The organism is Flavobacterium sp. UW10123, assembly GCF_040538975.1.
GTDB lineage: Bacteria > Bacteroidota > Bacteroidia > Flavobacteriales > Flavobacteriaceae > Flavobacterium.
The window spans coordinates 13,037-39,142 of record NZ_JBEWQE010000021.1; the positions used below are offsets into that span (position 1 = coordinate 13,037).

General features: G+C 31.8%; 32 protein-coding genes. 25 read left to right on the plus strand and 7 right to left on the minus strand.

Going from position 1 to position 26,106, the window contains the following annotated elements:
* Window positions 1–7 precede the first annotated feature (7 nt).
* The 4 genes from bla-B1-FLAV to nadC all read right to left on the minus strand — a co-directional run bounded on the left by bla-B1-FLAV (window position 8) and on the right by nadC (window position 3,052).
* Window positions 8–766 (minus strand): subclass B1 metallo-beta-lactamase, encoded by a 759-nt coding sequence (gene bla-B1-FLAV, locus ABXT06_RS20480; protein ID WP_354592398.1) that lies wholly within the window; start codon window positions 764–766, stop codon window positions 8–10.
* An 11-nt stretch (window positions 767–777) separates the two neighbouring features.
* The gene (locus ABXT06_RS20485; protein WP_354592399.1) at window positions 778–1,206 is read right to left on the minus strand and encodes a DUF2147 domain-containing protein; all 429 of its coding nucleotides are present in this window, start codon (window positions 1,204–1,206) and stop codon (window positions 778–780) included.
* A 1-nt stretch (window position 1,207) separates the two neighbouring features.
* Window positions 1,208–2,131: a YihY/virulence factor BrkB family protein gene (locus tag ABXT06_RS20490; RefSeq protein ID WP_354592400.1), complete on the minus strand. Its 924-nt coding sequence runs from the start codon at window positions 2,129–2,131 to the stop codon at window positions 1,208–1,210.
* A 63-nt stretch (window positions 2,132–2,194) separates the two neighbouring features.
* Window positions 2,195–3,052, minus strand: coding sequence for a carboxylating nicotinate-nucleotide diphosphorylase (gene nadC, locus ABXT06_RS20495; RefSeq protein WP_354592401.1), 858 nt, complete (start codon window positions 3,050–3,052; stop codon window positions 2,195–2,197).
* A gap of 204 nt (window positions 3,053–3,256) precedes the next feature.
* On the opposite strand from nadC, the gene ABXT06_RS20500 reads away from it, so the two are divergent.
* The 9 genes from ABXT06_RS20500 to ABXT06_RS20540 all read left to right on the plus strand — a co-directional run bounded on the left by ABXT06_RS20500 (window position 3,257) and on the right by ABXT06_RS20540 (window position 10,064).
* Complete coding sequence (locus tag ABXT06_RS20500) at window positions 3,257–4,357, plus strand: DNA alkylation repair protein (RefSeq protein WP_354592402.1); 1,101 nt, start codon at window positions 3,257–3,259, stop codon at window positions 4,355–4,357.
* Window positions 4,326–5,150 carry a YwqG family protein gene (locus ABXT06_RS20505; RefSeq protein ID WP_354592403.1) on the plus strand — a complete coding sequence of 275 codons (825 nt, stop codon included), beginning with the start codon at window positions 4,326–4,328 and terminating at the stop codon, window positions 5,148–5,150. The genes ABXT06_RS20500 and ABXT06_RS20505 overlap by 32 nt, the downstream gene beginning before the upstream one ends.
* 131 nt (window positions 5,151–5,281) lie before the next feature.
* Window positions 5,282–6,163 carry a pirin family protein gene (locus ABXT06_RS20510; RefSeq protein ID WP_354592404.1) on the plus strand — a complete coding sequence of 294 codons (882 nt, stop codon included), beginning with the start codon at window positions 5,282–5,284 and terminating at the stop codon, window positions 6,161–6,163.
* Between the two features lie 2 nt (window positions 6,164–6,165).
* Window positions 6,166–6,561, plus strand: coding sequence for an OsmC family protein (locus tag ABXT06_RS20515; RefSeq protein ID WP_111376967.1), 396 nt, complete (start codon window positions 6,166–6,168; stop codon window positions 6,559–6,561).
* A gap of 5 nt (window positions 6,562–6,566) precedes the next feature.
* Window positions 6,567–6,851: a GNAT family N-acetyltransferase gene (locus ABXT06_RS20520; protein ID WP_354592405.1), complete on the plus strand. Its 285-nt coding sequence runs from the start codon at window positions 6,567–6,569 to the stop codon at window positions 6,849–6,851.
* A 167-nt stretch (window positions 6,852–7,018) separates the two neighbouring features.
* Window positions 7,019–8,434, plus strand: coding sequence for an adenosine deaminase (locus tag ABXT06_RS20525; protein WP_354592406.1), 1,416 nt, complete (start codon window positions 7,019–7,021; stop codon window positions 8,432–8,434).
* 92 nt (window positions 8,435–8,526) lie between these two features.
* Window positions 8,527–8,829 carry an antibiotic biosynthesis monooxygenase family protein gene (locus ABXT06_RS20530; protein WP_354592407.1) on the plus strand — a complete coding sequence of 101 codons (303 nt, stop codon included), beginning with the start codon at window positions 8,527–8,529 and terminating at the stop codon, window positions 8,827–8,829.
* Between the two features lie 98 nt (window positions 8,830–8,927).
* The gene (gene rlmH, locus ABXT06_RS20535) at window positions 8,928–9,401 is read left to right on the plus strand and encodes a 23S rRNA (pseudouridine(1915)-N(3))-methyltransferase RlmH (protein ID WP_354592408.1); all 474 of its coding nucleotides are present in this window, start codon (window positions 8,928–8,930) and stop codon (window positions 9,399–9,401) included.
* Window positions 9,402–9,587: 186 nt separating this feature from the next.
* Window positions 9,588–10,064 (plus strand): CHRD domain-containing protein, encoded by a 477-nt coding sequence (locus ABXT06_RS20540; protein WP_354592409.1) that lies wholly within the window; start codon window positions 9,588–9,590, stop codon window positions 10,062–10,064.
* Between the two features lie 64 nt (window positions 10,065–10,128).
* Here ABXT06_RS20540 and ABXT06_RS20545 read toward each other — a convergent pair whose 3' ends face one another.
* Window positions 10,129–10,761 carry a hypothetical protein gene (locus ABXT06_RS20545; protein ID WP_354592410.1) on the minus strand — a complete coding sequence of 211 codons (633 nt, stop codon included), beginning with the start codon at window positions 10,759–10,761 and terminating at the stop codon, window positions 10,129–10,131.
* 143 nt (window positions 10,762–10,904) lie between these two features.
* Complete coding sequence (gene folP / locus ABXT06_RS20550; RefSeq protein ID WP_354592411.1) at window positions 10,905–11,732, minus strand: dihydropteroate synthase; 828 nt, start codon at window positions 11,730–11,732, stop codon at window positions 10,905–10,907.
* Window positions 11,733–11,955: 223 nt separating this feature from the next.
* Between folP and ABXT06_RS20555 the strand changes: the two genes are divergently transcribed.
* The 16 genes from ABXT06_RS20555 (at window position 11,956) to ABXT06_RS20630 (ending at window position 25,497) form a co-directional block, all read left to right on the plus strand.
* Window positions 11,956–12,498 carry a DUF1599 domain-containing protein gene (locus ABXT06_RS20555; protein ID WP_354592412.1) on the plus strand — a complete coding sequence of 181 codons (543 nt, stop codon included), beginning with the start codon at window positions 11,956–11,958 and terminating at the stop codon, window positions 12,496–12,498.
* Window positions 12,499–12,586: 88 nt separating this feature from the next.
* A complete protein-coding gene (locus tag ABXT06_RS20560; RefSeq protein ID WP_354592413.1) occupies window positions 12,587–13,687 on the plus strand; it encodes a BT_3928 family protein in 1,101 nt (366 codons plus the stop codon).
* Window positions 13,688–13,838: 151 nt separating this feature from the next.
* Window positions 13,839–14,504 (plus strand): alpha/beta hydrolase, encoded by a 666-nt coding sequence (locus tag ABXT06_RS20565; RefSeq protein WP_354592414.1) that lies wholly within the window; start codon window positions 13,839–13,841, stop codon window positions 14,502–14,504.
* A 324-nt stretch (window positions 14,505–14,828) separates the two neighbouring features.
* Complete coding sequence (locus tag ABXT06_RS20570) at window positions 14,829–15,326, plus strand: TlpA family protein disulfide reductase (RefSeq protein ID WP_354592415.1); 498 nt, start codon at window positions 14,829–14,831, stop codon at window positions 15,324–15,326.
* 56 nt (window positions 15,327–15,382) lie between these two features.
* Window positions 15,383–16,135 carry a triose-phosphate isomerase gene (tpiA, locus tag ABXT06_RS20575; RefSeq protein ID WP_354592416.1) on the plus strand — a complete coding sequence of 251 codons (753 nt, stop codon included), beginning with the start codon at window positions 15,383–15,385 and terminating at the stop codon, window positions 16,133–16,135.
* A gap of 136 nt (window positions 16,136–16,271) precedes the next feature.
* A complete protein-coding gene (prmA, locus tag ABXT06_RS20580) occupies window positions 16,272–17,105 on the plus strand; it encodes a 50S ribosomal protein L11 methyltransferase (RefSeq protein ID WP_008462980.1) in 834 nt (277 codons plus the stop codon).
* Between the two features lie 36 nt (window positions 17,106–17,141).
* Window positions 17,142–17,417 (plus strand): ATP-dependent Clp protease adaptor ClpS, encoded by a 276-nt coding sequence (locus tag ABXT06_RS20585; RefSeq protein WP_095927736.1) that lies wholly within the window; start codon window positions 17,142–17,144, stop codon window positions 17,415–17,417.
* An 86-nt stretch (window positions 17,418–17,503) separates the two neighbouring features.
* Window positions 17,504–19,015, plus strand: coding sequence for a WG repeat-containing protein (locus ABXT06_RS20590; protein WP_354592417.1), 1,512 nt, complete (start codon window positions 17,504–17,506; stop codon window positions 19,013–19,015).
* Window positions 19,016–19,124: 109 nt separating this feature from the next.
* Complete coding sequence (locus ABXT06_RS20595) at window positions 19,125–20,396, plus strand: sterol desaturase family protein (RefSeq protein ID WP_354592418.1); 1,272 nt, start codon at window positions 19,125–19,127, stop codon at window positions 20,394–20,396.
* Window positions 20,397–20,404: 8 nt separating this feature from the next.
* Window positions 20,405–21,091, plus strand: coding sequence for a lysoplasmalogenase (locus tag ABXT06_RS20600; RefSeq protein ID WP_354592419.1), 687 nt, complete (start codon window positions 20,405–20,407; stop codon window positions 21,089–21,091).
* A gap of 19 nt (window positions 21,092–21,110) precedes the next feature.
* Window positions 21,111–21,557 (plus strand): 2-dehydro-3-deoxyphosphooctonate aldolase, encoded by a 447-nt coding sequence (locus ABXT06_RS20605; protein ID WP_177210046.1) that lies wholly within the window; start codon window positions 21,111–21,113, stop codon window positions 21,555–21,557.
* Between the two features lie 579 nt (window positions 21,558–22,136).
* The gene (gene kdsA, locus ABXT06_RS20610) at window positions 22,137–22,955 is read left to right on the plus strand and encodes a 3-deoxy-8-phosphooctulonate synthase (RefSeq protein WP_111376987.1); all 819 of its coding nucleotides are present in this window, start codon (window positions 22,137–22,139) and stop codon (window positions 22,953–22,955) included.
* A gap of 19 nt (window positions 22,956–22,974) precedes the next feature.
* Window positions 22,975–23,871, plus strand: coding sequence for a hypothetical protein (locus ABXT06_RS20615; protein ID WP_354592420.1), 897 nt, complete (start codon window positions 22,975–22,977; stop codon window positions 23,869–23,871).
* Window positions 23,872–23,970: 99 nt separating this feature from the next.
* Entirely contained in the window at window positions 23,971–24,651 is a 681-nt protein-coding gene (locus ABXT06_RS20620; protein ID WP_354592421.1) for a YiiX family permuted papain-like enzyme, read from the plus strand.
* Window positions 24,652–24,737: 86 nt separating this feature from the next.
* On the plus strand, window positions 24,738–25,190 hold the full coding sequence (locus tag ABXT06_RS20625; protein ID WP_354592422.1) for a hypothetical protein: 453 nt from the start codon (window positions 24,738–24,740) through the stop codon (window positions 25,188–25,190).
* 4 nt (window positions 25,191–25,194) lie between these two features.
* Window positions 25,195–25,497 carry a hypothetical protein gene (locus ABXT06_RS20630; RefSeq protein ID WP_354592423.1) on the plus strand — a complete coding sequence of 101 codons (303 nt, stop codon included), beginning with the start codon at window positions 25,195–25,197 and terminating at the stop codon, window positions 25,495–25,497.
* A 78-nt stretch (window positions 25,498–25,575) separates the two neighbouring features.
* Here ABXT06_RS20630 and ABXT06_RS20635 read toward each other — a convergent pair whose 3' ends face one another.
* A complete protein-coding gene (locus tag ABXT06_RS20635; RefSeq protein ID WP_354592424.1) occupies window positions 25,576–26,100 on the minus strand; it encodes a PsbP-related protein in 525 nt (174 codons plus the stop codon).
* Between the last annotated feature and the right edge of the window lie 6 nt (window positions 26,101–26,106).

Consider the following 26,106-nt stretch of genomic DNA (forward strand, 5'->3'; position numbering starts at 1 on the left):
CGAAAAATTATTTCTGGCCAGATTTAAGAGAGGCTTTATTTGAAAGATTATAATCTTGAACTAGCTTCAAAGTATGATTTATAGATTTATTGGTTGTTCCGCCATCATGCCCTGGAATAACATATTTTGGATTTTTAAATTTGGACTGAACCTTTTTAATAGATTTTTCCCATTCCTTAACATCGGCATCTCCTAAATATCCAAGATCTTTTGCTTCAGCGCTTTTTATAAAACATCCGCCGTACAGAATTTTATCTTTTGCAAACCACGCTACAATATTGTCTGGCGCATGTCCTTTGCCAGGATAATACATTTCAAATTTATATTGGCCTACAGTAAAAGTAGTATCATTCGGAATTACAAATTCAGCTCTTGGTTCATTTTTACTTTTCAGAATGTCATCTGTCAATTTAATTGAGTATGTTTTGATTCCTTTTTTTCTGTAAAAATCAAATCCGCCTGCACGATCCTCATGAGAGTGCGTACCAAAAAGCATTACAACCTCTTTATTGTGCTTTGCTTTTATGCTATCCAATAAAGGCTGAAACTGACTTTTATCCCAAGGCGCATCAAAAAGCACAACACCATTATCTGTAACTAGATACATGGCATTGGCAGAAATCAGCGTTCCATTATAATCATGAAACGTTTTATAAACATAAAAGTCACCTATTAGATGACTTATTGGTAATGGCGAATTCTTAGATTGTCCGAAGCTACTTAAAACCGTAACTAAGAATAAAATTATCGAAGTTAATTTTCGCATTTAGTTTTTAATTAATTTTTAACCCTCGTCCAATATTGTGTTCTTCCCATTAAAGAAATTCCAACATAACCGCGAAGTTTCAATTTATCTGCAGATTCTAAAGTCACATAACATTTGTATTTTTTTCCGCTTGTGGGATCCAAAATTGTTCCTCCGTTATATTCAGAACCGTCTTTTTTAAGTCCGTTTATAATAACCATTCCTAAAATTGGCTTGTTTTTTTCGGCACCGTCACACTTAACACAAACATCTTTTTTATGGCCTTCGCGAAGTATATCTACAATCTTCCCGTATATTTTTCCAGATTTCTCATAAATCTCAACTACCGATTTGGCTTCTCCTGTTTCGTCGTCAATGGTTTTCCATTTTCCAATTACATTTTGACTTTGCATGGTCAGGGCAAAGAAGAACACTCCGATAGTTAGCATCAAATTTTTCATATTATTTTTCTTTTTTTTGTTTTAATTTTCTGATAGAAGCATTCAATTCGAATCCCAAAAGCAGAATCATACAGTTTATCCAAATATAAAACATTAGAATTAATAATGTCCCAATAGAACCATAAAGTTCGTTATATTTTGAAAATTTTATAACCCAAATTCCAAAAAAGAACGAAGATATAACAATTAAGATCGTTGTAAAAACAGAACCAATGCTTATAAAAGGCACTTTATTGTACTGCTTTGTACCATAACGCAATAATATTGAAGATGTTATCAAAATCATTAAAACAACAAACAAATATCGCCCTAAAATAATAAGCGGAATACGATCACTGAGCACATCTTGAATGATTGTTTTTTGAATAAAAACCTCAAAAACAACAATTGTTGCCACTGTAACAAACAAAATTATTGTCATTATGAGCGAAATAGCTAGAGCTACTAAATATTGATGCAAAAAACCTCGTTTGTCAAAAACGTGTTTTGAAGATTCAAAACCACTTAAAATTCCGTTAATTCCGTTTGCCATTAAAAATATCGAAAGAAAAAATCCAGACGAAAGTAAACCAGAGTGACTATTATTTAAAATATCGCTGATAATTTTACTAATCGCATCAAAAGTATTTGGCGGAACGCTTTGCTGAACGAACTGCAAGAAATCTTCCTGAAAATTGTCTATGGGAATAAACGGAATTAAGTTTAATATAAAAAGTGCAAAAGGAAATAAAGCCATAAAAAAGCTAAAAGAAACCGCACTTGCATGATATGAAAATGCACCATCAATAATTCCTATGGTATACATTTCGAGCAAATCATACAAAGAAAATCCCTCTAACCAAGGGAATTTTATTCTTTTAAAAAGTCGGGCCAGATTGCGTATTACAGGCAGTTTCTCAATCCGATCTTCTATCTCTTTCGACATATATTTTTGATTTTAGATATTAGAGTTTAGATTTTTAAATCAAACTCAAAATTCATAACTTCATTAAAAAGCCTTCAAGCTCAAATCCATGTTGTAAACAGAATGCGTTAAAGCGCCAGAAGAAATATAATTCACTCCGCACAAAGCATATTCGCGAACTGTTTTTTCACTGATATTTCCAGAAGATTCTGTCTGACATTTTGTGCCAATCAAATTTACTGCCGTTTTGGTATCTTCATAGTTAAAATTATCAATCAAGATTCTGTGCACTCCGTCGCTCAATAAAATTTCTCTAATTTCATCCAAATTACGAGCTTCAACAATAATTTTAAGATCGAGATTATTCTGCTTCAAGTATTCTTTTGTTTTAGAAATAGCGCGAGTAATTCCGCCAGCAAAATCAATATGATTGTCTTTCAGCATGATCATATCATATAAAGCATAACGATGATTCTCGCCACCACCAATTTTTACAGCCCATTTCTCTGCAACCCTAAAATTTGGAGTTGTTTTACGTGTATCCAAAATCTTCGCATTTGTCCCTTCCAAAAGCTTCATCAAATGACTCGTTTTTGTAGCAATTGCAGACATTCTTTGCATCGTATTCAAAACTACTCTTTCTGCTTTTAAAATAGATTGTGAGCTGCCAGAAACTTCAAAAACAACTTCGCCATATTCTACACGCGTACCGTCTTCAATAAATGTTTTTACTTTAAGTTTCGGATCAACATACTCAAATATCATTTTGGCAAGTTCAACACCAGCAATAATTCCCTGATCTTTTACCAATAGCTTTGCCTGACCATGAGCTGTATCAGGAATACACGCAAGCGAACTATAATCGCCTGGTCCGACATCTTCTCTTATGGCATTTTCTATTAAGAGTTTTAATTCTGCTTGAAATTGAACTTTGCTTATCATTTTTCTTTTTTTAATAATAATGCTAAATTAGAACTTATTTTATGGATTTGAAAGTTCCGAGAACATGAAAAATTATACAAAACATTAAATATCTCTTTTTTAACCTTTAAGATATTCAGAAAAATAAAGTTACAATTCTTAACAAAACTTAATCCATTAATAAGCGTTCAATTAAATATCTTTGAAATTTAATCAAGCAAAATTATGGGATTAATTAAAGATATTTACTCGGTTTCTTTTTACGAAAATTTTAGCAAAGCTGTCGCTGAAGTCTATCCAACATTCGACAGACAAAAATTTATTTCCGCCATTTACAAAGGAGATTTTGCTCTAAAAGAATGGAAAGAGAGAATGAAACATACGACAGTCGTCTTTCATCAGTTCATGCCTCAAAATTTTCCTGAAGCAGCTGCTTTAATCGATAAAATAATAGAAAACTTAAGACAAAATAATTTTGCCGATAGCAATCTGGCTTTCATCTTCTTTGCCGATTATATCGAAATGTACGGTTTAGATGATTTTGAAACTTCTAAGAAAGCCTTTGTTTCTGTAACACAATTTATAAGCTGTGAATTTGCCGTTCGTCCTTTCATTTTAAAATATAAAGGGCAAATGATTGAAGAAATGATTAAATGGTCATTGCACGAAAATCATCATGTTCGTCGTTTAGCGAGTGAAGGTTCACGTCCGAGATTGCCTTGGGCAATGGCGATTCCGTTTTTGAAGAAAAATCCCTCTTCTATTCTTCCAATTTTAGAAAACCTAAAAAATGATCCATCAGAATATGTTCGCAGAAGCGTTGCCAATAATTTAAATGATATTGCTAAAGATAATCCTGAAATTGTTCTTGAAATCGCTTCAAGATGGAAAGGCCATAGTAAAGAAACGGACGGAATTATCAAACACGGATGTAGAACTTTACTAAAACAAGGCCATCCTGAAATTCTAAGTCATTATGGTTTAGAAAGTACGAATATTGAACTTTCGTCTTTCGAAATCAAAACGCCAACTGTAAAAATTGGAGATTATCTTCAGTTTCATTTTCACTTGAATAATAAAAACGAAAAGTCAAAAACAGTTCGTTTAGAATATGCTGTTCATTATAAAAAAGCAAAAGGACATTTGGCAAAAAAAGTTTTCAAAATCAGTGAAAAAATCTACCATCCGAATCAATTAACGAAAATTGAAAGAAATCAGTCTTTTAAATTGATTACGACGCGTGTTTTTCATGCGGGAACTCATCAATTGTCTATTATAATTAATGGAACAGAGAGTGAAGTTTTGGAATTTGAACTTATTTTTTAAATTTGTAAATAAAATAACACAAAAAAAAAATATGATTTTTCCAGACTTTTTAAAAGAATTTGAAAATGACTTATTAAAGTACAAATTGGACTTTATTAAAATTGAGGCAAAACCAATAGAAAAAGAAACTATTCTAAATTTTACTCAAAGTAAATTTTTAGGAAAACCTTATTTACCAATTGGATTTGAATATCCAAAAGACAATTCCGGAAAACCAATGGTTCTATTGGCGCAATTAAATTTTTCTGAAATTCCCAGATTAGAAAATTATCCAGAAAAAGGTATTCTGCAATTTTATATTCCAAGTGAAGATTGGTACGATATGGATGATTATAAAATTATATATCACGAAGAAATAAAAAATCATGAAACTAACTTTGATTTTTTAACGGAAGATTTATACGAAGATTTTCCTGTTTATTGCGAACATAGTTTAAATTTTTCATCAGAAATTGAATATGGTGGTGTTACTGATTTTAGATTCGATTATTTATTTAATGGATTAAATTATTGGGAATTTGAAGAAACTTTAAATAAGTCTCAAAAAGAAGAACTTGAAAATTTTATTTATGACAATAATTGTGGACACAAAATTGGAGGCTATGCTTACTTTACTCAAAGTGACCCTAGAGACTATGATATAAATTCAAAAAATGATATTTTATTATTTCAGATAGATACCGATGAAGAAATCATGTTTGGTGATAGTGGAGTTGCTAACTTTTTCATTAATAAAGATGATTTAATCAATAAAAGGTTTGAAAAAGCATATTTTAACTGGGATTGTTGTTAATCAAACAAGCAGTAAATAACCTCAACGATTTTTCTTATTTTTATAAATCCAAAAACAACTTTTCTTAATCTAAATTAAGTTACAGATTTCTATCACAATTGTAATTTTGTTTTCAAATCAAATAATACCACATGTCAAATATCAGTTTAATTATCGAAGAACGTTCTGCCAACATTGGAAATTTTATGGTTGGCAGATTATTGCCTTTCCGTGAAAAAAGAGCTGTCGGACCATTTGTATTTATCGATCACATGGGGCCTGCGCATTTAAGTGATCATGAAAATATGGATGTTCCTCCGCACCCGCATATCGGACTTTCTACATTAACTTTTTTGTTTGAAGGAAGCATTATGCACCGCGACAGTTTAGGAACAGAATTAGAAATAAAACCAGGCGCTGTAAACTGGATGACAGCTGGAAAAGGAATCGTTCACTCTGAAAGAACTCCTGAATATTTAAGACATTCAGACAAAATGCTTCACGGATTACAGATTTGGGTTGCGCTTCCAAAAGAATTGGAACAAATGGATCCAAATTTTACGCATGTCGAAGCTGATGATATTCCGGCTTGGGAAGAAGACGGCGTTTCATACAAATTAATTGCCGGCGAAGCTTTTGGCAAAAAATCTCCAGTTCCTGTTTATAGTCCGTTGTATTTTATTGAAATTAAGAGCAAAGAAGCGAAGAAAATCAATATTGGACATCATTTATTCGGCGAAAGCGGTTTATATATTTTAGATGGAAGTATCAAAAATGGCGAACATACTTACGACCCAAGACAAATCTTAATTACAACTGAAGCTTCTCTTTGCGAATTCGAAATTGCTGCAAATTCAACTGTTTATATCTTTGGTGGACAACCGTTTCCTGAAGAACATTTTATCTTTTGGAACTTTGTTTCTTCTGATAAAAACCTCATCGAAAAAGCAAAACAAGACTGGACTGCTCAAACTTTTCCGAAAGTTCCAGGCGAAACCGAATTTGTTCCATTACCTGAACCAAGAATTAAATAATTATGGATACAATTTCAGCAAAAATAGATACACGTTTGTATCGCACGGAAATCACTTCAGCAAGTGGAAATGTTTTAATTTCAGACGAACCTCAGCAATTAGGCGGAAAAAATTTAGGTTTAAATCCAACCGAGCTTTTAGCTTCTTCATTGGCTTCTTGCACTTTGATTACTTTACGAATGTATATCAATCGCAAACAATGGAACGTTGAAGAAATTAATATCAAAATTGATTTCGAAAGAGATTCAGAGCGAAATTGTACCTCATTTACTAGAAGAATTGAAGTAATAGGCGAAGTAGACGAAACGCAAAGACAAAGATTAGAAACGATTGCAAACAGCTGTCCAATTCATAAAACATTGACACATTCAATCGAAATTAAAACGACATTAATATAATTACAATGGAAATTCAACAAATAAACGATACAAGACGAGGCTATTTTGAAGCAATTGAAGATGGAAAAGAGGCCGGAAAAATGACCTATACTTGGGCTGGAGATACAAAATTTATAATCGATCATACAGAAGTAAGTCCAGATTTTAATGGGAAAGGTGTTGGGAAAAAACTGGTTATGGCTTCTGTAGAATATGCAAGAGCAAACAATCTTAAAATTATTCCGCTTTGTCCTTTTGCTAAAAGCGTTTTTGATAAGGTTCCTGAAATACATGATGTACTTTTTTCTTAAGTAACAAAGGTTCAAAGTTACAAAGGAACAAAGGCTTATTTTAGAGACGCACTGCTGTGCGTCTTTTTTATTTAATTGCCATTAATCATATATCCTAAACTTTGAACCTATGTAACTTTGAACCTCAAAAAAAAATCGTATATTTGCGCGTAATTTAAACTTAATGTATGACAAGGATAATTACGCTTTTCTGTTTTTTTATAGCACAAATCGGCTTTTCTCAATCGGCTGAGAGTTATTTAGAAAAAATCAGAAATAATGAAGCTCTCTTAACAGCTTTCTTCCAACAAATGCCTAAAGGAGGCGATTTACACCATCATTTTTCAGGATCAGTTTATGCAGAACCGCTTTTAGAAAGAGCTATTGCAGAAGACTTTTATTTGAATCTTGAAACTATGGCAGTTTCTAAAACCAAACCTGCAAACGGAAACTGGGAGAACTTTTCATCTATTAAAAATAAAGGAAAATTAGAGTATTACGAACAGCAGATCATGCAGACTTGGTCAATTAAAGACTATAATGGCTCTGTACCTTCTGACGATCAGTTTTTTGATTCTTTCATGAAATTTGAACCAACAATTGCAGGTCATTTTGCCGAAGGAATGCTGGAATTAAAAAAACGTGCCATTGCCGAAAACGTGAGTTATATAGAAACGCAATTATCGACTATTCCATGTGATATGAACGTTTCTGATTTGGCAGATTTCAATACCAATCTTCGTCAGGCAGCTAGTCAAAAAGATGAAAAAGCGGTTCTAAAACTTTTAGATGACTTGTATAAATCACTTCAGAAAAAAGATGCTAAAAAATATGCCGACGATTTCAATACTAATTTCATAGCAAAACTGCACAAAGATTTAAAAATGGATGATGAAAAATTCACCATGCGTTATCAAAACTTTGTACTTCGTTTTATGGAACCGGTAGATTTATTCAAAAATCTGGTCATTGCTTTTATCTCGTCAAGCGAAAGTAAATTGACTGCTGGCGTAAATATTGTTTCACCGGAACATGGAGAAACTTCCATGAAAGATTACTGGCTTCATATGGTGATGTTTAAATACTGTCACGCTAAATTTCCAGACGTAAAATATACGCTTCACGCTGGTGAATTGACTTTAGGTTTGGTTCAGCCAGAAGAGTTGACTTGGCATATTAATGATGCTGTTTATGTGGCAGGCGCTAATAGAATCGGTCACGGAGTTGATATGGCTTACGAAGCCAACTCGTATGATTTGTTGAAATATATGGCTCAAAAAAATATTCCAATTGAGATCAATTTAACGAGCAACGAGTTCATTTTGAAAGTAAAAGAAAACAGACATCCATTTACGCTTTACAAAGAATTTAATGTACCAATTGTAATCAGTACAGACGATGCAGGAATTTTAAGAAGCAATATGACAGAACAATATGTTTTACTAGCAAAAAGATATCCTGATGTGAATTACGAAACGATAAAAAAATACGTTTATAACAGTATCAATTACAGTTTCATTCAAGATGCATCAGTAAAAAAACAATTAATTAAAGATTTAGATAATCGCTTTAAAACTTTTGAAGCGAAGTTTTCTAAAAATTAGTAAAAATAAAATCAGCCAAATCTGCTAAATCTGCGAGAGTATAATTTTTTTCGGCAGATTTAGCAAATCAAGCAGATAAAATTCATTTGAATATGATTCTAGAAGCTGCATTTCTGTATGTCAAACCAGAATTAGCCCATCAATTTGAAGCTGATTTTGCAAAAGCAAGTCAATATATTTCCTCAATCGATGGTTATTTAGGACATCGTTTAGAAAAATGTCTTGAAGTCGAAAACAAATACCTTTTATTAGTTGATTGGAATACACTTGAAGATCACACAGTGGGTTTCAGAACTTCTGAAGCGTACTTGGAATGGAAAAAGATTTTGCATCATTATTATGAACCGTTTCCAATTGTAGAACATTTTGAAACCGTTTTTGAGAATAAAAAATAGATTTTATTTGCCACAGATTTCACAGATTAACACAGATTAAATTATTCTAAAATAAAAATCCTTTTAATCTGTGAAATCTGTGGCTAAAAGAAAAAACAATGAACATCAAACTCATCGCCATAGGCAAAACAGATAATAAATCGCTTCAAACTCTGATTGACGATTATACTAAGCGTTTGTCATTTTACATCAAATTTGAATTGGAGATTATTCCCGACATCAAAAACGTAAAAAACCTGTCTGAAAGTCAGCAAAAGGAAAAAGAAGGCGAATTAATCCTTTCTAAACTTTCGCCAACCGATCAATTGATTTTATTAGATGAAAACGGAAAAACATTCTCCAGCGTTGGTTTCTCAGAAGAATTGCAAAAGAAAATGAATTCTGGTGTAAAAACCTTGGTTTATGTAATTGGAGGCCCTTATGGCTTTTCTGAAACCGTTTATAAAAAAGCTCAGGGAAAAGTTTCGCTTTCGCTAATGACATTTTCGCACCAAATGGTTCGTTTATTTTTTATAGAACAATTGTACCGCGGATTTACGATTTTACGAAACGAACCTTATCATCATCAATAATCTTCTCTCCAAGTTTTACAAAATTCAAGTCGCACAAACACTAAACACTAAAAACAAGCATTTTAAACACAAAAACAAACAAATCAAAAATAAAAATCGTAAATTTATAGTGATTTATTAAATCTTAATAAAATTTAATAATTATAGTTTTTTAAACCTCTCTTTTAACCTAAAAAGCATATAATTATGAAATCTTTATTTCGCCTTTCGGCAATCCTACTATTGCTTTTAATTGGAATTTCGTGCTCCAATGGGTACGATGACAACAACGACAATTACACACCAGTAATTATCACATTTACTGCTAATTTGACCCCAGTTACAGGCGCAACTTCTTCAGCTTCTGGTAGTGCAACACTTAAATTAAATAAGACTGCCAAAACATTTGATCTTAAAGTGAATTTTTCAGGCCTAACACCAATACATGGACATATACATGCAGCAGACGACGTAATTGTTATTCCGTTTCCTGATGCCAGTGTATCTACCTCTCCAATATCTGTGTCTGGTTCTATGACTGATGCGCAAATTACCGAGCTGATGGCCAATCATTATTATGTTAACTTACACACTACTGCTTATCCTAATGGCGAAATTAGCGGTACTCTGACAAAAACTGGCACTTCTGGCGGAGACGGCGGTGGCGGAGGCGGTGGTTATTAAATTTCTAAAACTAAAAAAGCCTTTCTTGAATCAGAAAGGCTTTTCGTTTTTTTATGTTAACGTATTAAAAAATAAATTCTACTGGAAGTCTATCGAGATTATAAGTTACCTCTTTTTGCAATAGGATTTTGTATTGAATGTACTCTCCATAACTCATATCCTTATCAAATAAAAACACCAAATCTGGTACTTTTTCAAACTTTATACTATAGAATTGTTTTAATATTTCTGATATTTTTATCTCCTTATTTCCCATAAAAACCTGTTGTTTTCCCTTTTTAAAGTAAACTACAAAATTTCCTATTTTAGGTCTTTCTGTTTTATAAAACACTTTCGTGAAAGGCAGAAAAGCTAAATTCTTTCCAACAGAATCTGCATACGAATAATAGTTTTCAGATTCTTCATTTTGATGCATTTTCTCATTTCGCTTTTTGTCCTGCATTTTCATTACTTGCGGAATCACTAATTTCAAAGGAAGACGCTTGTCAATATTAAAAATCCAATTTGTTGAAATAATGGCACTTTTTCGGTTTAAATCGGCGATTGTGTCTTTTCCTTCAACTTTAAAAAAGATGTAAATTGGTGAATGATCTTGTACGTCTTTTACAATTGAGACATTTGATTTTGGAAGTAAAACATCTTCTTTTTTTCCGCAAGAGAAAAGAAATAAAGCGATAATTAAAGTGAAGTATTTCATAATTTATAATTCATTTTAGATAAAGTATGTCCTTTCGACGAAGGAGAAATCACACTAGTATTTCCTCTCAGAAATTCGCCAATCTTTGTCGAGTTTCGAGTGTGATTCCTCGTTCCTCGGAATGACAAAACGATCGTTAAATATTATTCGAAACTCATTTTATTAAACAAAGTAACACATTCCACAGCTTCTTTCACATCATGCACACGAAGAATTTTTGCCCCTTTCATCAAAGCAACTGTATTTAGAAAAGTTGTTCCGTTTAAAGCTTCTTGCGGCGTAATATCTAGTGTTTTATAAATCATTGATTTTCTTGAAATTCCTGCTAAAACGGGTAATTCCAACAAATTAAAAAGCTCCATCTTTTGCATCACTTCATAATTCTGATCGGTTGTTTTTGCAAAACCAAAACCTGGATCTAAAATCAAATCGTTAATTCCTAAAGCTCTGGCCTTTTTTATTTTTTCTGAGAAATAGAAAAGCATTTCTTTGACAATATCTTCATACGCTGTCAAACTCTGCATTGTCTGCGGATTTCCTCGCATGTGCATCATGATGTAAGGCACATTATATTTTGCTATTACCTCAAACATTTTATCATCCAGTTCTCCCGCTGCAATATCGTTTATAATCGCTGCACCACTTTCAATACTTGCTTTTGCAACCTCAGCCCTAAAAGTATCAATTGATAATAATGTTTTCGGAAAATGCTTTAAAATCAATTCAATTGCCGGAACAATTCGGTCGATTTCTTCTTGTTCTGAAACGAATTCTGCACTTGGTTTACTAGAATAAGCTCCAATATCGATAAATGTCGCTCCTTCTGAAAGCATTTTATCAACTTGAGAAATAATTTCGTCTTCATTTTTATATTTTCCTCCATCGAAGAAAGAATTTGGCGTTACATTTAGGATTCCCATTACTTTAGGAATCGACAAATCTATAAGTTCGCCTTTACAGTTTATTGTCATCGTTTTGTTTGTTTTTGTTTGTTTCAGGTTTCAGATTTCAAGTTGATGCAGATTGCGCGATTAGAGAACTTGAAACATGGAACATGAAACTTTAAACTTTTTAAATTTCAGTTCCATTAACACTTTGTTTAGAAAAAACTTGAAACAAAGAAAACCTGAAACTTGAAACTCTTTAATTTAATCCTTATTTTTGAAGAAATTTTAGCAAATATACAGCATATAAATGAAGAATACTTCCCAAGATTTTGATAATGTTATAGAGGTTTGCCGAACCTTGTTCATCAATAAAATGAAAGATTATGGCAGTGCATGGAGAATTTTAAGATTGCCATCGCTGACTGACCAGATTTTCATAAAAGCACAAAGAATTAGAAGTTTACAAGAGAATGATGTTCGTAAAGTTGATGAAGACGAAAAAGGAGAATTTATCGGAATCATCAATTATTCCATCATGGCTTTGATCCAGTTAGAATTGGGCGTTGTAGATCAGCCGGATCTTGACGTTGAAAAAGCAACTGAATTATATGATGCTAAAGTAAAACTGACCAAAGATTTAATGGAAGCCAAAAATCATGATTACGGAGAGGCTTGGCGTGATATGCGTGTAAGCTCTTTAACTGACTTGATTTTGCAAAAAATTCTTCGTGTAAAACAGATTGAAGACAACAAAGGTAAAACCATAGTTTCTGAAGGAATTGATGCCAATTATCAGGACATGATCAATTATTCTGTATTTGCATTGATTTTAAATCCTATAAATAAATAAAATTTCAAAAAAATAAAATCCCAAATTCCAACTTTAAAATTGGAGTTTGGGAGTTACAAATTTGGAGTTAAAACCCTAAATATTTGCCATGAAAAACATCATTACTCAATTCTCCCGATTATTTGTCGGTGTATTATTTATCATTTCTGGATTAATAAAACTAAACGATCCTGTTGGTTTCTCTTATAAATTAGCTGAATATTTTAGCGAGCCAGTTTTCAATATGCCTTTCTTAGAGCCATTAGCTTTAGGATTAGCTATTTTCTTGGTAATTTTAGAAGTAGTTTTAGGAGTAATGCTTTTGGTTGGATATAAATCAAAATTAACGATTTGGGCATTATTGCTTTTAATTGTCTTCTTTACATTCCTTACTTTCTATTCTGCTTATTTTGATGTAGTAAAAGATTGCGGCTGTTTTGGAGATGCTTTACACTTAACGCCTTGGCAGTCATTCACAAAAGATGTTGTTTTACTTTTCTTTATCTTGATTTTATTCATCAATAAAAAACTAGTTAAACCTTTATTTTCTAAACTGGTTACCAATATTATCGTATTGATTAGTATTATTCTTTGTGTATTGATGGCGGTTTGGGTTATCAACCACAATCCGATCAAAGATTTCCGTCCGTATAAAGTGGGAACAAACATCGAGAAAGGAATGGAAATTCCAGAAGGTGCTCCAAAATCGGTTGTTGAAATGATTTTTATCTACAAAGTAAATGGTGTTGATAAAGAATTTACAGAAAAAGATTTAATGAATATTCCGGAAGGAGCAGTATTCGTTGATAGAAAAGATAAAGTAATTTCAGAAGGATACATTCCGCCAATTCATGATTTTACCATGACAAAAGATGATTCTGATTATAAAGAAGAATTATTAAAAGAGCCTAAATTGCTAATCTATGTAACTTACGATTTGAATTTATCAAATCCAGAAGGAATGAAAAAATTAGCTAAAGTCACGGCAGATGCAAAAGACAAAGGTTACAAAGTAATCGGAATGACGGCTTCTGGAGCTGATGAAATTGCTAAAGCGAAAAAAGACTATACTCTAGACATCGATTTCTATTTCTGCGACGGAACGGCTTTAAAAACTGTTGAAAGAGCAAATCCAAGCATTGTTGTGGTTCATGACGGAACTATCGCTCAAAAAGTGCATTACAATGATGTTGATAATTTGAAATTATAATATTTCAAAAAATATAAATGTTCAAGGACGCCAATTCATTTGAATTGGCGTTTTTCTTTGAAAAACTCCGCAACAAAGACGTAAGAAAAATATTAAAGCGAATATTAAGTTTATATATTTGTTAAAATCAATTAAACCAAAAAAAACTTTTATGAGTTCATTTCAAAAAATCCTCTTTACATTCTTCTTTATTTTTCTTTTAAATTACGCATTTAGCCAGGAAAAAACTACCAGCAAAGACCAACGCTATATTTTCTTTTTTCATAACAAATTTGTTGAAGAAAACGATCTAAATGTAGCTCATCCCGAATATGGTAAAGCAGAATACAATGAGATTTTAGAATCTTTTAGAAAAGATAACTTTATTGTTTTTAGTGAAAAAAGAAAGAAAAACACAAATGCTGCTGATTATGCCGAAAAGATTGTAAAACAGATAAAAGCATTAATAAAAAAAGGAGTTCAGCCAAACCACATTACTGTTATTGGAACTTCAAAAGGCGGTTATATTGCGCAATATGTCTCTACTTATCTCTCCAATCCAGATGTGAATTTTGTTTTCATTGGCTGTTTCAGAGATTCTGATATTAAAGAAATACCAGATATCAATTTCTGCGGTAATATTTTAACCATTTATGAAAAATCAGATATTTATGGTGTTTCTGCCATTAAAAGAAAAGAAACTTCTAAATGCAAAATAGATCATTTTAAAGAAATTGAACTTAACACAGGGCTAAAACATGGCTTTTTGTACAAAGCTGCAGACAACTGGATTGCTCCAAGCAAAAAATGGGCAAATGGTAATTATGAATTAAATTAAGCATTCAAAAACATAAAGGAAGCCTTCGATAATTTTGATTTTATTGAAGGCTTTTTTCATTGTAATCTGACGTTTTTTTGATTAAAATCTTTTTCTAAAAATAAAATTTTTATCATTTTTCTATTTGCAAAATACCTCCGTTAGAAAAAAACACCATTTTTCGTCTCTACTATTACGATTTCAAAACGCTTTTTTCAACCAAAAAACACCGTTTTGTTACAAAATAAACGACTCTTCAAATTTTGTTAATCTACAATTGGCATTCGATTTGTTTGTTTAACTTTGTGAATTCAGTACCCTAATAAAAAATAATTTTAATAAAATATGAAACAATTAGTCCTAGCCGTAATTGCATTTATTTCTTTTTCTTGCACACAAGCTCAGAAAACAGCTTTTTCTAAAGAGGCTTTATCCGAGAAACTACTGGCCACTGATGGAAGTCAGGTTACTTTCAAAAACATCTTAAAAAAATATAAGGGTAAAACTTTAGTAATCGAAGTTTGGGCTTCTTGGTGTGGTGACTGTGTGAAAGCAATGCCGAAATTAAAAGAATTGCAAGCTAATAATCCTGATGTGTCTTACTTATTCATTTCGGCTGATAAAACAGCTGATAAATGGAAAGCTGGAATTGAAAAACATGAGTTAAATAAAGGCGATCATTACATGATGAACGATGGTATGAAAGGCCTTTTCGGAAAAGCTATTGACTTAGACTGGATTCCAAGATACATCGTAATTGACAAAACTGGAAAAATTGTGCTTTATCGTGCAATTGAAACTGATTTTGAGAAAATCAATTCTACTTTACAATCATTGAAATAATTTTTCAACCACAACATTTCAAACAAAAAACAAAAAAATAATATAAAACTACCAAAATGAGAAAATCGATTGTTGCAGGAAACTGGAAAATGCATAAAAATGCAGCGCAAACTGAAGAGTTATTAAACGAATTAATTGCTAAAATTCCAGCGAAAACAAATGCACAAGTAATTGTTGCGCCAACTTTTGTAAACTTACAAGCAGCGGCGGCTAAATTAAAAAATACAACTATTGGAGTTTCTGCTCAAAACGTTCACCAAGCTGAAGGTGGTGCTTTTACAGGAGAAATTTCTGCAGATATGTTAACAAGCATTGGCGTTAATACAGTAATCTTAGGTCACTCTGAACGCAGAGCTATTTTCCACGAAACTGATGCTTTAATCGCAAATAAAGTGGATACAGCTTTAAAACATGACATGACAGTAATCTTCTGTTTTGGAGAAGAATTAAAAGACCGTCAATCTGGAAATCACTTTAATATTGTTGAGAACCAATTGCGTGATGGAGTTTTCCATATTGCAAAAGAATCTTGGTCTAAAATTGTTTTAGCATATGAGCCAGTTTGGGCTATCGGAACTGGAGAAACTGCTTCGCCAGAACAAGCTCAAGAAATGCACGAATTCATCAGAGAAACTATCCGTAAAGCTTTCGGAGCTGATATCGCTGATGAAGTTTCTATTTTATACGGTGGTTCTGTAAAACCAGAAAACGCTAAAGAAATTTTCTCTAAACCAGACGTAGACGGTGGTTTAATTGGAGGTGCAGCTTTAAAAGCTGACGATTTCTTAGCAATCGTAACCGCTATCTAATTTTAGATTTTAAATTTTAAATTTTAAATTTTACAAAAAACCATTCGTGATGCGAATGGTTTTTTCGTTTTGGAATTTGGAATTTTTAAATTGAAAATTTATAATTTAAGGATTACCTTTGCAAAAATTTTTATTTATGTCAAACATCTATTTAGGATATCATTTTACAATTGAGCCAAAAGAATTAGGCTCTGAAATTTTAGTGGCTGAATTGGGCGAAAAAGCGTTTGAAAGTTTCACAGAAACAGAAAACGGAATTTCGGCTTTTGTGAAGAAAGATTTATGGGATGAAAATATTCTAGATGATATCTACATTTTGCAATCTGAAGAGTTTAAAATTGAATATACAATTGAAGAGATCGATCAGGTAAACTGGAACGAAGAATGGGAAAAGAATTTTGAACCAATTGATGTTGACGGAAAATGCCACGTTCGCGCGCCTTTTCACGAAAAAACTGATGCTGAATTTGATATCGTAATTGAGCCAAAAATGAGTTTTGGAACTGGGCATCATGAAACCACTCACATGATGATTCAGCATTTATTGGAAATGGATGTAAAAGGTTTAAAAACACTTGATATGGGATGCGGAACTGCTATTTTAGCCATTTTAGCAGAAATGAAAGGCGCTGAACCAATTGATGCCATTGATATTGACAACTGGTGCTACCTTAACTCTATCGAAAATGCCGAACGCAATAATTGCAAACACATTAGCGTTTATGAAGGCGATGCGGCATTATTGGCAGGCAAAAAATACGATTTAATCATTGCCAATATCAACAGAAATATTTTGCTAAATGATATGCAGGCTTATGTTGATGCTTTAAACCCAAAAGGAATTATTCTTTTTAGCGGTTTCTACGAAGAAGATATTCCGTTTATTGATGCTTCTTGCGTGGAAAAAGGCTTAACTTATGTTAAAAAGCTTCAAAGAAACAACTGGGTATCTTTAAAATACGTAAATTAGATACTGATAATCAATTCAGTACAAAAACCATACAATATGAGTACTAAAGAAAAAGTAAGAGAAAGAGTTCGCGAAAAAGAAGCCATAGCTTTTAATAACGAGATCATTGTGTATAATGATGATGTAAACACTTTTGATCACGTAATTGATACTCTTATGCGTGTTTGTGACCATACGGCTGAACAAGCCGAGCAATGTTCTTTAATTGTTCACTACAATGGAAAATGCACTGTAAAAACTGGTCCGATCGAAAAACTTAAACCTCAATGCACACAACTTTTGGAAGCTGGACTCAGCGCCGAAATTGTTTAATTGATCTGATAATTTTAATACGCATTCTGTTTTATTCTATACTAGAATTGAAGAGAATGCGTTTTTATTTGTATTAATTCAAAATTATGAGAAATATCTTTCTTTTAATGATTCTGTTATTTTCTTTTATCTCAAAAGGGCAAGCAAAATTTGAGCCTTTTCGCAAGCAATTGACAGAAAATAAAACTTACGAATATGTTTATGGTTTTGAAAACAATTATGCTGCATTTAGAACTTTTAAAGGAAAAATGGGATTAATTGATTCTCTCGGAAATGTGGTTATAAAGCCCAACTATCAATACATCCATAATCGAAAAGATCTTAAAAACACATTTGAAGCTGGCATTTATGTCAATAAAAAATTCAAAAGAGGATTTATTGATTTGCAAGGCAATATTATAATTCCCTTTGATTATGAAGATGTTTTTTACTTAGGAAATAATCTGGTAAGAGTTTCAAAAAACAACAAAAGCGGAGTTATTGACCTGAAAAATAAAATCATTCTGCCGATTAAATATGAGAATATAATGGGTAGCAATGCTATTTTATTTGTCCAAAATAAGAATAGCATTGATTTATTTAATGCTGAAGGAAAACAAATCACCAATTTTCAGGCTTTTGATATTGAGTATTTCCAGCATAAAAGATCGATTGTTACGCTTCAAAACAAAAACACTTTAATAATCGATACTTTAGGAAATACCGTTTTAAATACTATTAAAAATCATAAGTTTGAGAGAATACTTGATCAAGATGCTTTTCTTATTTTAAATACATTAACGAAGAAAAAAGGAATTATAAATTCGAATGGTCAATATGAAATTGAATGTAAGTATGATGAAATTTATCCGTCAAATTCCATTTATATTGTAAAAAACAATGAAAAAAATGGTCTAGTCGATAAAAAAGATTCTGTTTTGAAACCTTTAGTTTATGATAACGTTTACGGTGTTTTTTCTAGAGACAGTATTTCATTCAAAAATCATTATTTTGCCTATAAAAACAATTTGCAAGGCATTGTAAATCCTTATCAGGAAAAGGAAATCATTCCGATATCATACAAATACATTGATCCTTTTTCTAATTACTATATAACAACCAATGCAGAAAATAAAGGCGGATTGTTTTCTGTAAAAGGTGAAATTATAATTCCTGAAGATTATGATTTTTATAGCGCTGCCCAAAACAAAATTTTTGCTGTAAAAAACTCTAAAAAGTACATTCTCACAATCGAAAACAATAGCTACACTGAAACCGAAATCTTTGTAGATGGGTTTGTAAAGAATAATTCCATTTTTAGAGGGTTTTCAAAGAGCAATTATCAAATTTTTAAAAACAAAGATAAATTTGGTGTTTACAGCAATAACAATACAATAGCAATTCCGGCAGAATATGATGTGATTACAGAAATTTACGGCACAGGAGAGTTTGTTGTGAAGAAAAACAATAAATACGGAGTAGTAAATTCGGACAATCAAATTCAATTGGAATTAAAATACGACTCGTTTCAGATTATTAAAGAAAATGTACGATTTAATATAAAAAATCCCAAAACAGTAAAATATCATCCAGTAAAATATCCTTTTGAACCTCAATAATTTGTATCCTCATTTTGAATTAATAATACAATCATAACGGTTTAATTATAAATAATTCAAAATGCATTCGATTTTATTATATATTTGAACGAAATTGAATGCATTTTTTATGGAAGAATATGGAAAGATATTGATTATTGCAATGCCGATTTTTTTAGCCTTGATTATCATTGAAAAAATTTACGGCATTTACAAAAAGAACGACACAGCTCCATTAATAGACAGCGTTTCCAGCATAAGCTCTGGCATTACCAATTCGGTAAAAGATGTTTTGGGTCTGAGTGTAACTTTTCTTTCCTACGAATGGCTAGTTTCTAAAATTGCATTACAGCATTTAGAAGCGAATGTTCTCTCCTACTGCATTGCATTTTTTGTAATTGATTTTTATGGTTATTGGAGCCATCGTTTGGCGCATCAGATTAATTTTCTTTGGAACAAACATGCCATTCATCACAGCAGCGAAGAATTTAATCTCGCTTGTGCATTGCGCCAACCCATTGCAAGTTTGGTCAATTTGTTTACCTTTTTATTGATTCCTGCAGCTTTGTTGGGCGTTCCTGCTTCTGTAATTGCAATAACACTGCCTATTCATTTATTTTTACAATTTTGGTATCACACAAAGCATATCAAGAAAATGGGATTTGTTGAGCATATTTTGGTAACTCCTTCCCATCATCGTGTACATCATGCCATTAATCCAGAATATTTGGACAAAAACCACTCGCAGATTTTTATTTTTTGGGACAAACTTTTTGGTACTTTTCAAGAAGAATTAGACAATGTACCTCCTGTTTTCGGGATTACAAGACCTGCCAATACTTGGAATCCTATAAAGATAAATTTTCAACATTTAAGTTTATTAATAAAAGATGCGTGGCGAGCACCAAAATGGAAAGACAAACTTACTATTTGGTTTAAACCAACTGGCTGGCGTCCTGAAAATTTTGAAGAAAAATTTCCAGTAAACAAAATTGAAAATGTTTTTAATTTTGAAAAATATGGCACGCAGAATTCTCAAAAACTGATTTATTGGTCTGTTATTCAAATGCTGATAACATTATTGTTTGTAAGTTATTTGTTTGAGAATATTGCCAAAATTGGTCTTCCAAACATCTTTATCTACGGCTTTTTTATTTTTGTAACCATATATAGTTATACAGAATTAATGGACAAAAATCGGTTTGCTCTTTTATGGGAAGGTATCCGATTGGGAATTGTAATTTGCATTATTGGCTATTATGGAGATTGGTTTGGTTTAAATCGTACAATTCCGATTAGCAATTATATTATTTTTACTTACCTAATTTTATCTTTTTTAACAACGCTTTATTTTGTTAATTTTGACTTTAAAACCAACCAAAACCAATATACCAATTCATAACCCCTATTATGAGAAACTCATCTTTTTTTAAAATTTATCTGGCATTTAGCATGGTTTATCTCATTATTCTGCTCACTGGCCACGAACGTTTTGATCTTTTTCTTAAACCCATTCTAATACCAATTATTGGGTTTGGAGCTTATTTTTACAGAAAATTTCCCACTCAGAACATTCTATTGGCGGCACTTGCGCTTTCATGGCTTGGAGATGTTACTTTACTTTTTACAGACCTTGGCGAAATTTACTTTATTTTAGGACTAATATTTTTTCTCTCAGCACACGTAGTGTATTGCATACTTTTTAATAAACAGAAAAGAATTAGAAAAAAACAGAATAAACCTTTTTTTATAACTGGCAGTGTATTAATTGCATTTTACTTAATTGGAATGATTTCTTTTCTAATGCCATATTTAGGAGAACTTGAAATTCCTGTTTCTATTTATGCTTCTGTAATTTCAATTATGCTTTTATTTGCTTTCAACGGATTTTTGGTATGGGAAAAACCAGGAAATCAACTTGTGTTTTTAGGCGCAATTTTCTTTATTATTTCAGACAGTATTTTGGCAATGAATAAATTTTATGCGCCAATTCCTAAAAGTTCCTTTTTTATTATGCTGACTTATCTTCTGGCACAATATCTGATTGTAGTTGGTACTTTAAAACTAAATCCGAAAACAACAGAACAAACAGTTTAATTATCCAATAAACTTAACCATGAAAAAAATAGCTTTTTTAATTGTTTTATTAATCAGTGTTTCTTCTTGCGTAAGCACAAAATCGACTTTAAAAAATGTCGACGACAACGCACCAGATTTGATTTTGAAAAAGGACAACACTTTTGCTATAACACAATTTGCTAAAGATAAAAAGTACGGTTATGATCCTGATTATCCAATTAACATATTTTTTCAAAATACAAATAACGAAGCTCTAAACGAAACTCGTTTCTTAAACGCTTTGGCTGGTCCAAATGGCGAAAAAATAACGTATTCTAGGTTAGAAACCTGTTGCCCATTTCCTACTAAAAGGAGTAATATGGGGGCTGGATTTTTGAATGTTTATGAACTGAAATGGGAAGGACAAAAAAAACCAGTAAAACTGTATTTGAATATTTATGAAAAAGGGATTTTAATGGTTCCTCTAGGATTGAGGCTGAAATAAATGTCCTCAAACTAAGATTATGCTTAATATATTGCCATTGTTGCTTATTATTTTGCCAGTTTTATCACAAGTAATATTGGGAACATTTTCTATCTATAAACCTGCTTCATTAAAACTCAGTCGAATTTCTTGGATCAATTTTGTCCTGCAAATCGTCCACTCTTTCGCAGCATTTAATATTGCTGATTATAATCTTACAAAACTTTATGAGCCAAATCCTGTGCGATGTGGTATGCCACTCGTTGGAATTGCGGTAGCTTGTTTCTCTTTCTTTTTTATTCTGATAATAGTAATCATTATTCAATTTTTGATTAAAAAATGGAGAGAGAATCGATCAAAAGGATAGATTAGCCAAAACTAAAACCAATATTAAACTGCAAAACTTCAGAACATGATAAATGTCATTTATCAGTTTCTTTCCTTGCTTTAATATTGCCTCGGAAAAAGCATTTATAAATTTTAGAAATTTGTTAATTCTACTAAGCTCCTAGCCAGCTATTCGAGTTCTTAAAATAATCTTAAATCTTCATCTGCTATTCATAAATCATGACTACCTTTGCATTGCAAAAAAATAATTTTATGAACTTACAACATATTCCACAAATTAAGCATACTGACAGCGGAAATTTCTTTTTATTAGCAGGACCTTGCGCTATTGAAGGAGAAGAAATGGCTCTTAGAATTGCTGAAAAATTAGTTGGCATTACCGACAATCTGCAGATTCCTTATGTATTTAAAGGATCTTTTAAAAAAGCAAACCGCTCTAGAATTGACAGTTTTTCTGGAATTGGCGACGAAAAAGCATTAAAAATCTTAAGAAAAGTTTCAGAAACTTTTCATGTTCCAACAGTAACAGATATTCATACAAATGAAGATGCTGATATGGCGGCACAATATGTAGATGTGCTACAAATTCCTGCTTTCTTAGTTCGTCAAACTGATCTTGTTGTGGCTGCTGCCAACACTGGAAAAACAGTAAACTTAAAAAAAGGACAATTTATGAGTCCTGAAAGCATGAAACATGCTGTTCAAAAAGTTTTAGACTGTAATAACGAAAATGTTATGGTTACAGATCGAGGTACTATGTTTGGCTACCAAGACATGATTGTAGATTTTAGAGGAATTCCTACTATGCAGCAATATGCTTCTACAGTTCTAGACGTAACACATTCTTTACAACAGCCAAATCAGACAGCTGGAGTTACTGGCGGAAGACCTGATATGATTGAAACAGTAGCTAAAGCAGGTATTGCAGTTGGTGTTGATGGGATTTTTATCGAAACACATTTTGATCCCGCTAACGCAAAAAGTGATGGTGCCAATATGCTTCATTTAGACTATTTTGAAGGTCTGATGAATAAGTTAGTTGCTATCAGAAAAACAGTTAACGCATTTTAATTTATAATACTTAAGTTCTTTGAAAACAAAATTTTTATTTTTCTTACTGGCTTGTGTTTCTTTAAACACATTTGCTCAGGAAGAAATACCAGTACAAAAATATGCTGCTCACAATAAAGGAAAATTCTTTGTTATGTGGGGTGGTAATAGAGAAAGTTACTCAAAATCTGATGTAAACTTTAGAGGTAAAGATTACAACTTTACAGTTGAGAATATGGCAGCTCATGACAAACCGAAAGGATGGCATGTAGATTATATCAATCCAGTAAATATGACTATTCCTCAAACTAATTTGAGATTAGGTTATTTTTTCAGTGATCATTATAGTGTTACAATTGGTGTTGACCACATGAAATATGTAATGACACAGAATCAAATTGCAAACGTAAACGGAAATATCAATTTACCTGCAGATGACCCTGGTCATATTTATAATGGAGAATACAATAACAGACCCGTAGATATGTCTCAAGGTGGAGCTGAGGAAGGTGGCATGCCTCCAGGTAGCACTACAGTTCCATTTTTAATTTATGAGCATACTGATGGTTTGAATTATGTTAATACTGAGGTCTCTAGATTTGATGATGTTTCAAAATGGTTTGGATTACCAAATATTGATAAAGTTCAGATTAACTTAACCGAAGGTTTGGGAGCCGGTCTTTTGTATCCAAAAACTAATACTACGCTTTTGGGCAAAGAACGTCATGATGATTTTCATATTTCTGGTTACGGTGTTTCTGCAAAAGCGGGTCTTAATATTACTTTTTTCAAACACTTCTATATTCAGGGAGAGTTAAAAGGAGGTTACATCAATATGCAGGACATCAGAACTACAACAAGCAGTGCTGACAAAGCTTCTCAAGACTTCTTCTTCTTCCAGCGTATTATTGCTGTTGGAGGTATTTTTAGAGTCTAATACCACATAAAAATATTTATAAAAATAGCTGTCATTTTATTTGGTGGCTATTTTTTTTATCATTTACTTTGCAACTCAAAGTACTTTAAATTATACTTTATGAAATTCAAAAAATATCTATTCCCGATCATTACTTTTATCATAAGCTTTGGCTGTGCACTATTTGTTGCCATAAAAGTTTTCCCAAATAATCCATTTACAGGAAACAAAGAAGAAAAAGAAAAAACAACAGCGAGCAAGTTTAAAGATGGTGATCTTATTTTTCAGACCTCAGAATCTAAACAATGTGAAGCGGTTCGAATTGCAACAAATTCTAAATTCTCACATTGTGGTATTATTTACGATATTAACGGAAATTGGTTTGTTTTTGAAGCCGTTCAGCCTGTAAAACTTACTCCGCTTGAAGATTGGATTAAGCATGGAAAAAATAGCCAATATGTGGTAAAAAGATTAAAAGATGAAAACACTTTGAATCCGCAGATTTTACAAAAAATGAAAGATTACAGCCAGCAGTTTGATGGTAAAGAATATGATGCTTATTTTGAATGGACAGACAATAGAATCTATTGTTCTGAATTGATCTGGAAGATATATAAAAATGCTGCAGGAATCGAATTGTCTAAACTTAGAGAATTGAAAGATTTCAATTTGCAAGATCCGAGGGTTCAGAAAATACTAAAAGAGCGTTACGGTAACAATATTCCATTAGAAGAAAAAGTCGTTGCTCCTTCTGACCTGGCCGATTCTACTATATTGAAAACAGTCGTAGATACTTATTAATATCTTAAAAAGCTAGCCTTAATTCATTCTAGCTTTTTTATTTGTTAACTAACTTTGAGATTCAAAGAACTTTTAAAAACCAAACCATGAGAGATTATTTGATTGAAAAACTGTATGAATGTTCTAAAAAACCCTATCAAAAATATTTTAAGAAGAATGAGCCTTGGAATATTGACAAAAGCTTATTAATGAATTATCCCGAAGAAAGCTTAGGATTTGGTCTAGGAAATTTTCTTTATAAAAATCATTTTGACATTCAGGAAAAACTCGAAGATCATGATATTATCCATGTTTTGACTAATACTGGAGTTTCGGTTTATGAAGAAATTGGCATGCAGTATTATTTGCTTGGAAACGGGAAAAAAAGCTTGTATCTATTTATGGTAATAGCAACTGGAACTATTTTTTATCCAAAACGTATAAACTATTTCATTCAGCAATTTAAAAGAGGTAAAAAGGCAAATGCATTTCATTATCTCGATTTTTCAAAAATGCTTTTTATGCCCATTCAAACTATTCAGCAAACTTTTAAAATTTAAAATCATGAAAACAATTCATAACTCTTTTGAAGAAAAACAATCTATTGAATTGGCTGTTGGCACTTTCATAATCAGTACAATTCTGTTTATCCTTTATATTGTTTCAAATGCAAATTCTATGGTTTTGGTTATTGCGTGGCCATTTGCATTGGGCGCAATAATTGTAAATGCAATTATGTTTGTACATTTAGCCGACCGGTTTATTCATCTTCCAGAACAGCGAAGAGATATAGGAATCAAAATTCTAACCTTACTTTCTAATATTCCTCTCACCTTTATATTTTATTTGATTGTAATGAAATTGTAATCTCAATCGATACTAATTATCAAAAAAAAACAGCAATCTGATATCGATTGCTGTTTTTCTTAATAAAAACATTCTGTTTTATCTTATATCAAAATTCTCATACATGTATTGAAAAACGGGCATATAAGACAAGTATTCTTCACTTTTACTGCAAAAAGTAAGTATGTATAAATCTCTATCTTTAATAAAATAGTATTGCAAAATGGTACCGAAAGCACCATTACTCATTAATTGCTTGTAAACAATTTCTTGTCCCTGTAAACCGTTTTTTACAACCTTTCGATTAGAAATAATTTCGCTGCTTACTCCGAATCTTTTATCAATTATCTTTTTTACTGTTTTTGCTTTAACTCCTGAATATCCAAGATCAGAAATCCGTAAACCTACATTTTCAATAAAATTGTCATCTGTCGAACTTTTTTCGCTTAAAAGCGTAAATTTCATTTGCAAAGAATCTGATTGTTGAAGGTGCCAGTTATAAGGAAATAATATCGAATATTTTTTTTCGCTTATATATAATTTCCCAGAGTCATCTTCAGATTTATGCTGTCCAAATCCGACTGTTACAAATAAGATAGTGATTAAATTAAAAAACAGCTTCAAAATAAA

Coding starts and splice junctions, on each gene's coding strand:
- bla-B1-FLAV (WP_354592398.1), bottom strand. CDS start 766: ATGCGAAAATTAACTTCGATAATTTTATTCTTAGTTACGGTTTTAAGT.
- ABXT06_RS20485 (WP_354592399.1), bottom strand. CDS start 1,206: ATGAAAAATTTGATGCTAACTATCGGAGTGTTCTTCTTTGCCCTGACC.
- ABXT06_RS20490 (WP_354592400.1), bottom strand. CDS start 2,131: ATGTCGAAAGAGATAGAAGATCGGATTGAGAAACTGCCTGTAATACGC.
- nadC (WP_354592401.1), bottom strand. CDS start 3,052: ATGATAAGCAAAGTTCAATTTCAAGCAGAATTAAAACTCTTAATAGAA.
- ABXT06_RS20500 (WP_354592402.1), top strand. CDS start 3,257: ATGGGATTAATTAAAGATATTTACTCGGTTTCTTTTTACGAAAATTTT.
- ABXT06_RS20510 (WP_354592404.1), top strand. CDS start 5,282: ATGTCAAATATCAGTTTAATTATCGAAGAACGTTCTGCCAACATTGGA.
- ABXT06_RS20515 (WP_111376967.1), top strand. CDS start 6,166: ATGGATACAATTTCAGCAAAAATAGATACACGTTTGTATCGCACGGAA.
- ABXT06_RS20520 (WP_354592405.1), top strand. CDS start 6,567: ATGGAAATTCAACAAATAAACGATACAAGACGAGGCTATTTTGAAGCA.
- ABXT06_RS20525 (WP_354592406.1), top strand. CDS start 7,019: ATGACAAGGATAATTACGCTTTTCTGTTTTTTTATAGCACAAATCGGC.
- ABXT06_RS20530 (WP_354592407.1), top strand. CDS start 8,527: ATGATTCTAGAAGCTGCATTTCTGTATGTCAAACCAGAATTAGCCCAT.
- rlmH (WP_354592408.1), top strand. CDS start 8,928: ATGAACATCAAACTCATCGCCATAGGCAAAACAGATAATAAATCGCTT.
- ABXT06_RS20540 (WP_354592409.1), top strand. CDS start 9,588: ATGAAATCTTTATTTCGCCTTTCGGCAATCCTACTATTGCTTTTAATT.
- ABXT06_RS20545 (WP_354592410.1), bottom strand. CDS start 10,761: ATGAAATACTTCACTTTAATTATCGCTTTATTTCTTTTCTCTTGCGGA.
- folP (WP_354592411.1), bottom strand. CDS start 11,732: ATGACAATAAACTGTAAAGGCGAACTTATAGATTTGTCGATTCCTAAA.
- ABXT06_RS20555 (WP_354592412.1), top strand. CDS start 11,956: ATGAAGAATACTTCCCAAGATTTTGATAATGTTATAGAGGTTTGCCGA.
- ABXT06_RS20560 (WP_354592413.1), top strand. CDS start 12,587: ATGAAAAACATCATTACTCAATTCTCCCGATTATTTGTCGGTGTATTA.
- ABXT06_RS20565 (WP_354592414.1), top strand. CDS start 13,839: ATGAGTTCATTTCAAAAAATCCTCTTTACATTCTTCTTTATTTTTCTT.
- ABXT06_RS20570 (WP_354592415.1), top strand. CDS start 14,829: ATGAAACAATTAGTCCTAGCCGTAATTGCATTTATTTCTTTTTCTTGC.
- tpiA (WP_354592416.1), top strand. CDS start 15,383: ATGAGAAAATCGATTGTTGCAGGAAACTGGAAAATGCATAAAAATGCA.
- prmA (WP_008462980.1), top strand. CDS start 16,272: ATGTCAAACATCTATTTAGGATATCATTTTACAATTGAGCCAAAAGAA.
- ABXT06_RS20585 (WP_095927736.1), top strand. CDS start 17,142: ATGAGTACTAAAGAAAAAGTAAGAGAAAGAGTTCGCGAAAAAGAAGCC.
- ABXT06_RS20590 (WP_354592417.1), top strand. CDS start 17,504: ATGAGAAATATCTTTCTTTTAATGATTCTGTTATTTTCTTTTATCTCA.
- ABXT06_RS20595 (WP_354592418.1), top strand. CDS start 19,125: ATGGAAGAATATGGAAAGATATTGATTATTGCAATGCCGATTTTTTTA.
- ABXT06_RS20600 (WP_354592419.1), top strand. CDS start 20,405: ATGAGAAACTCATCTTTTTTTAAAATTTATCTGGCATTTAGCATGGTT.
- ABXT06_RS20605 (WP_177210046.1), top strand. CDS start 21,111: ATGAAAAAAATAGCTTTTTTAATTGTTTTATTAATCAGTGTTTCTTCT.
- kdsA (WP_111376987.1), top strand. CDS start 22,137: ATGAACTTACAACATATTCCACAAATTAAGCATACTGACAGCGGAAAT.
- ABXT06_RS20620 (WP_354592421.1), top strand. CDS start 23,971: ATGAAATTCAAAAAATATCTATTCCCGATCATTACTTTTATCATAAGC.
- ABXT06_RS20625 (WP_354592422.1), top strand. CDS start 24,738: ATGAGAGATTATTTGATTGAAAAACTGTATGAATGTTCTAAAAAACCC.
- ABXT06_RS20630 (WP_354592423.1), top strand. CDS start 25,195: ATGAAAACAATTCATAACTCTTTTGAAGAAAAACAATCTATTGAATTG.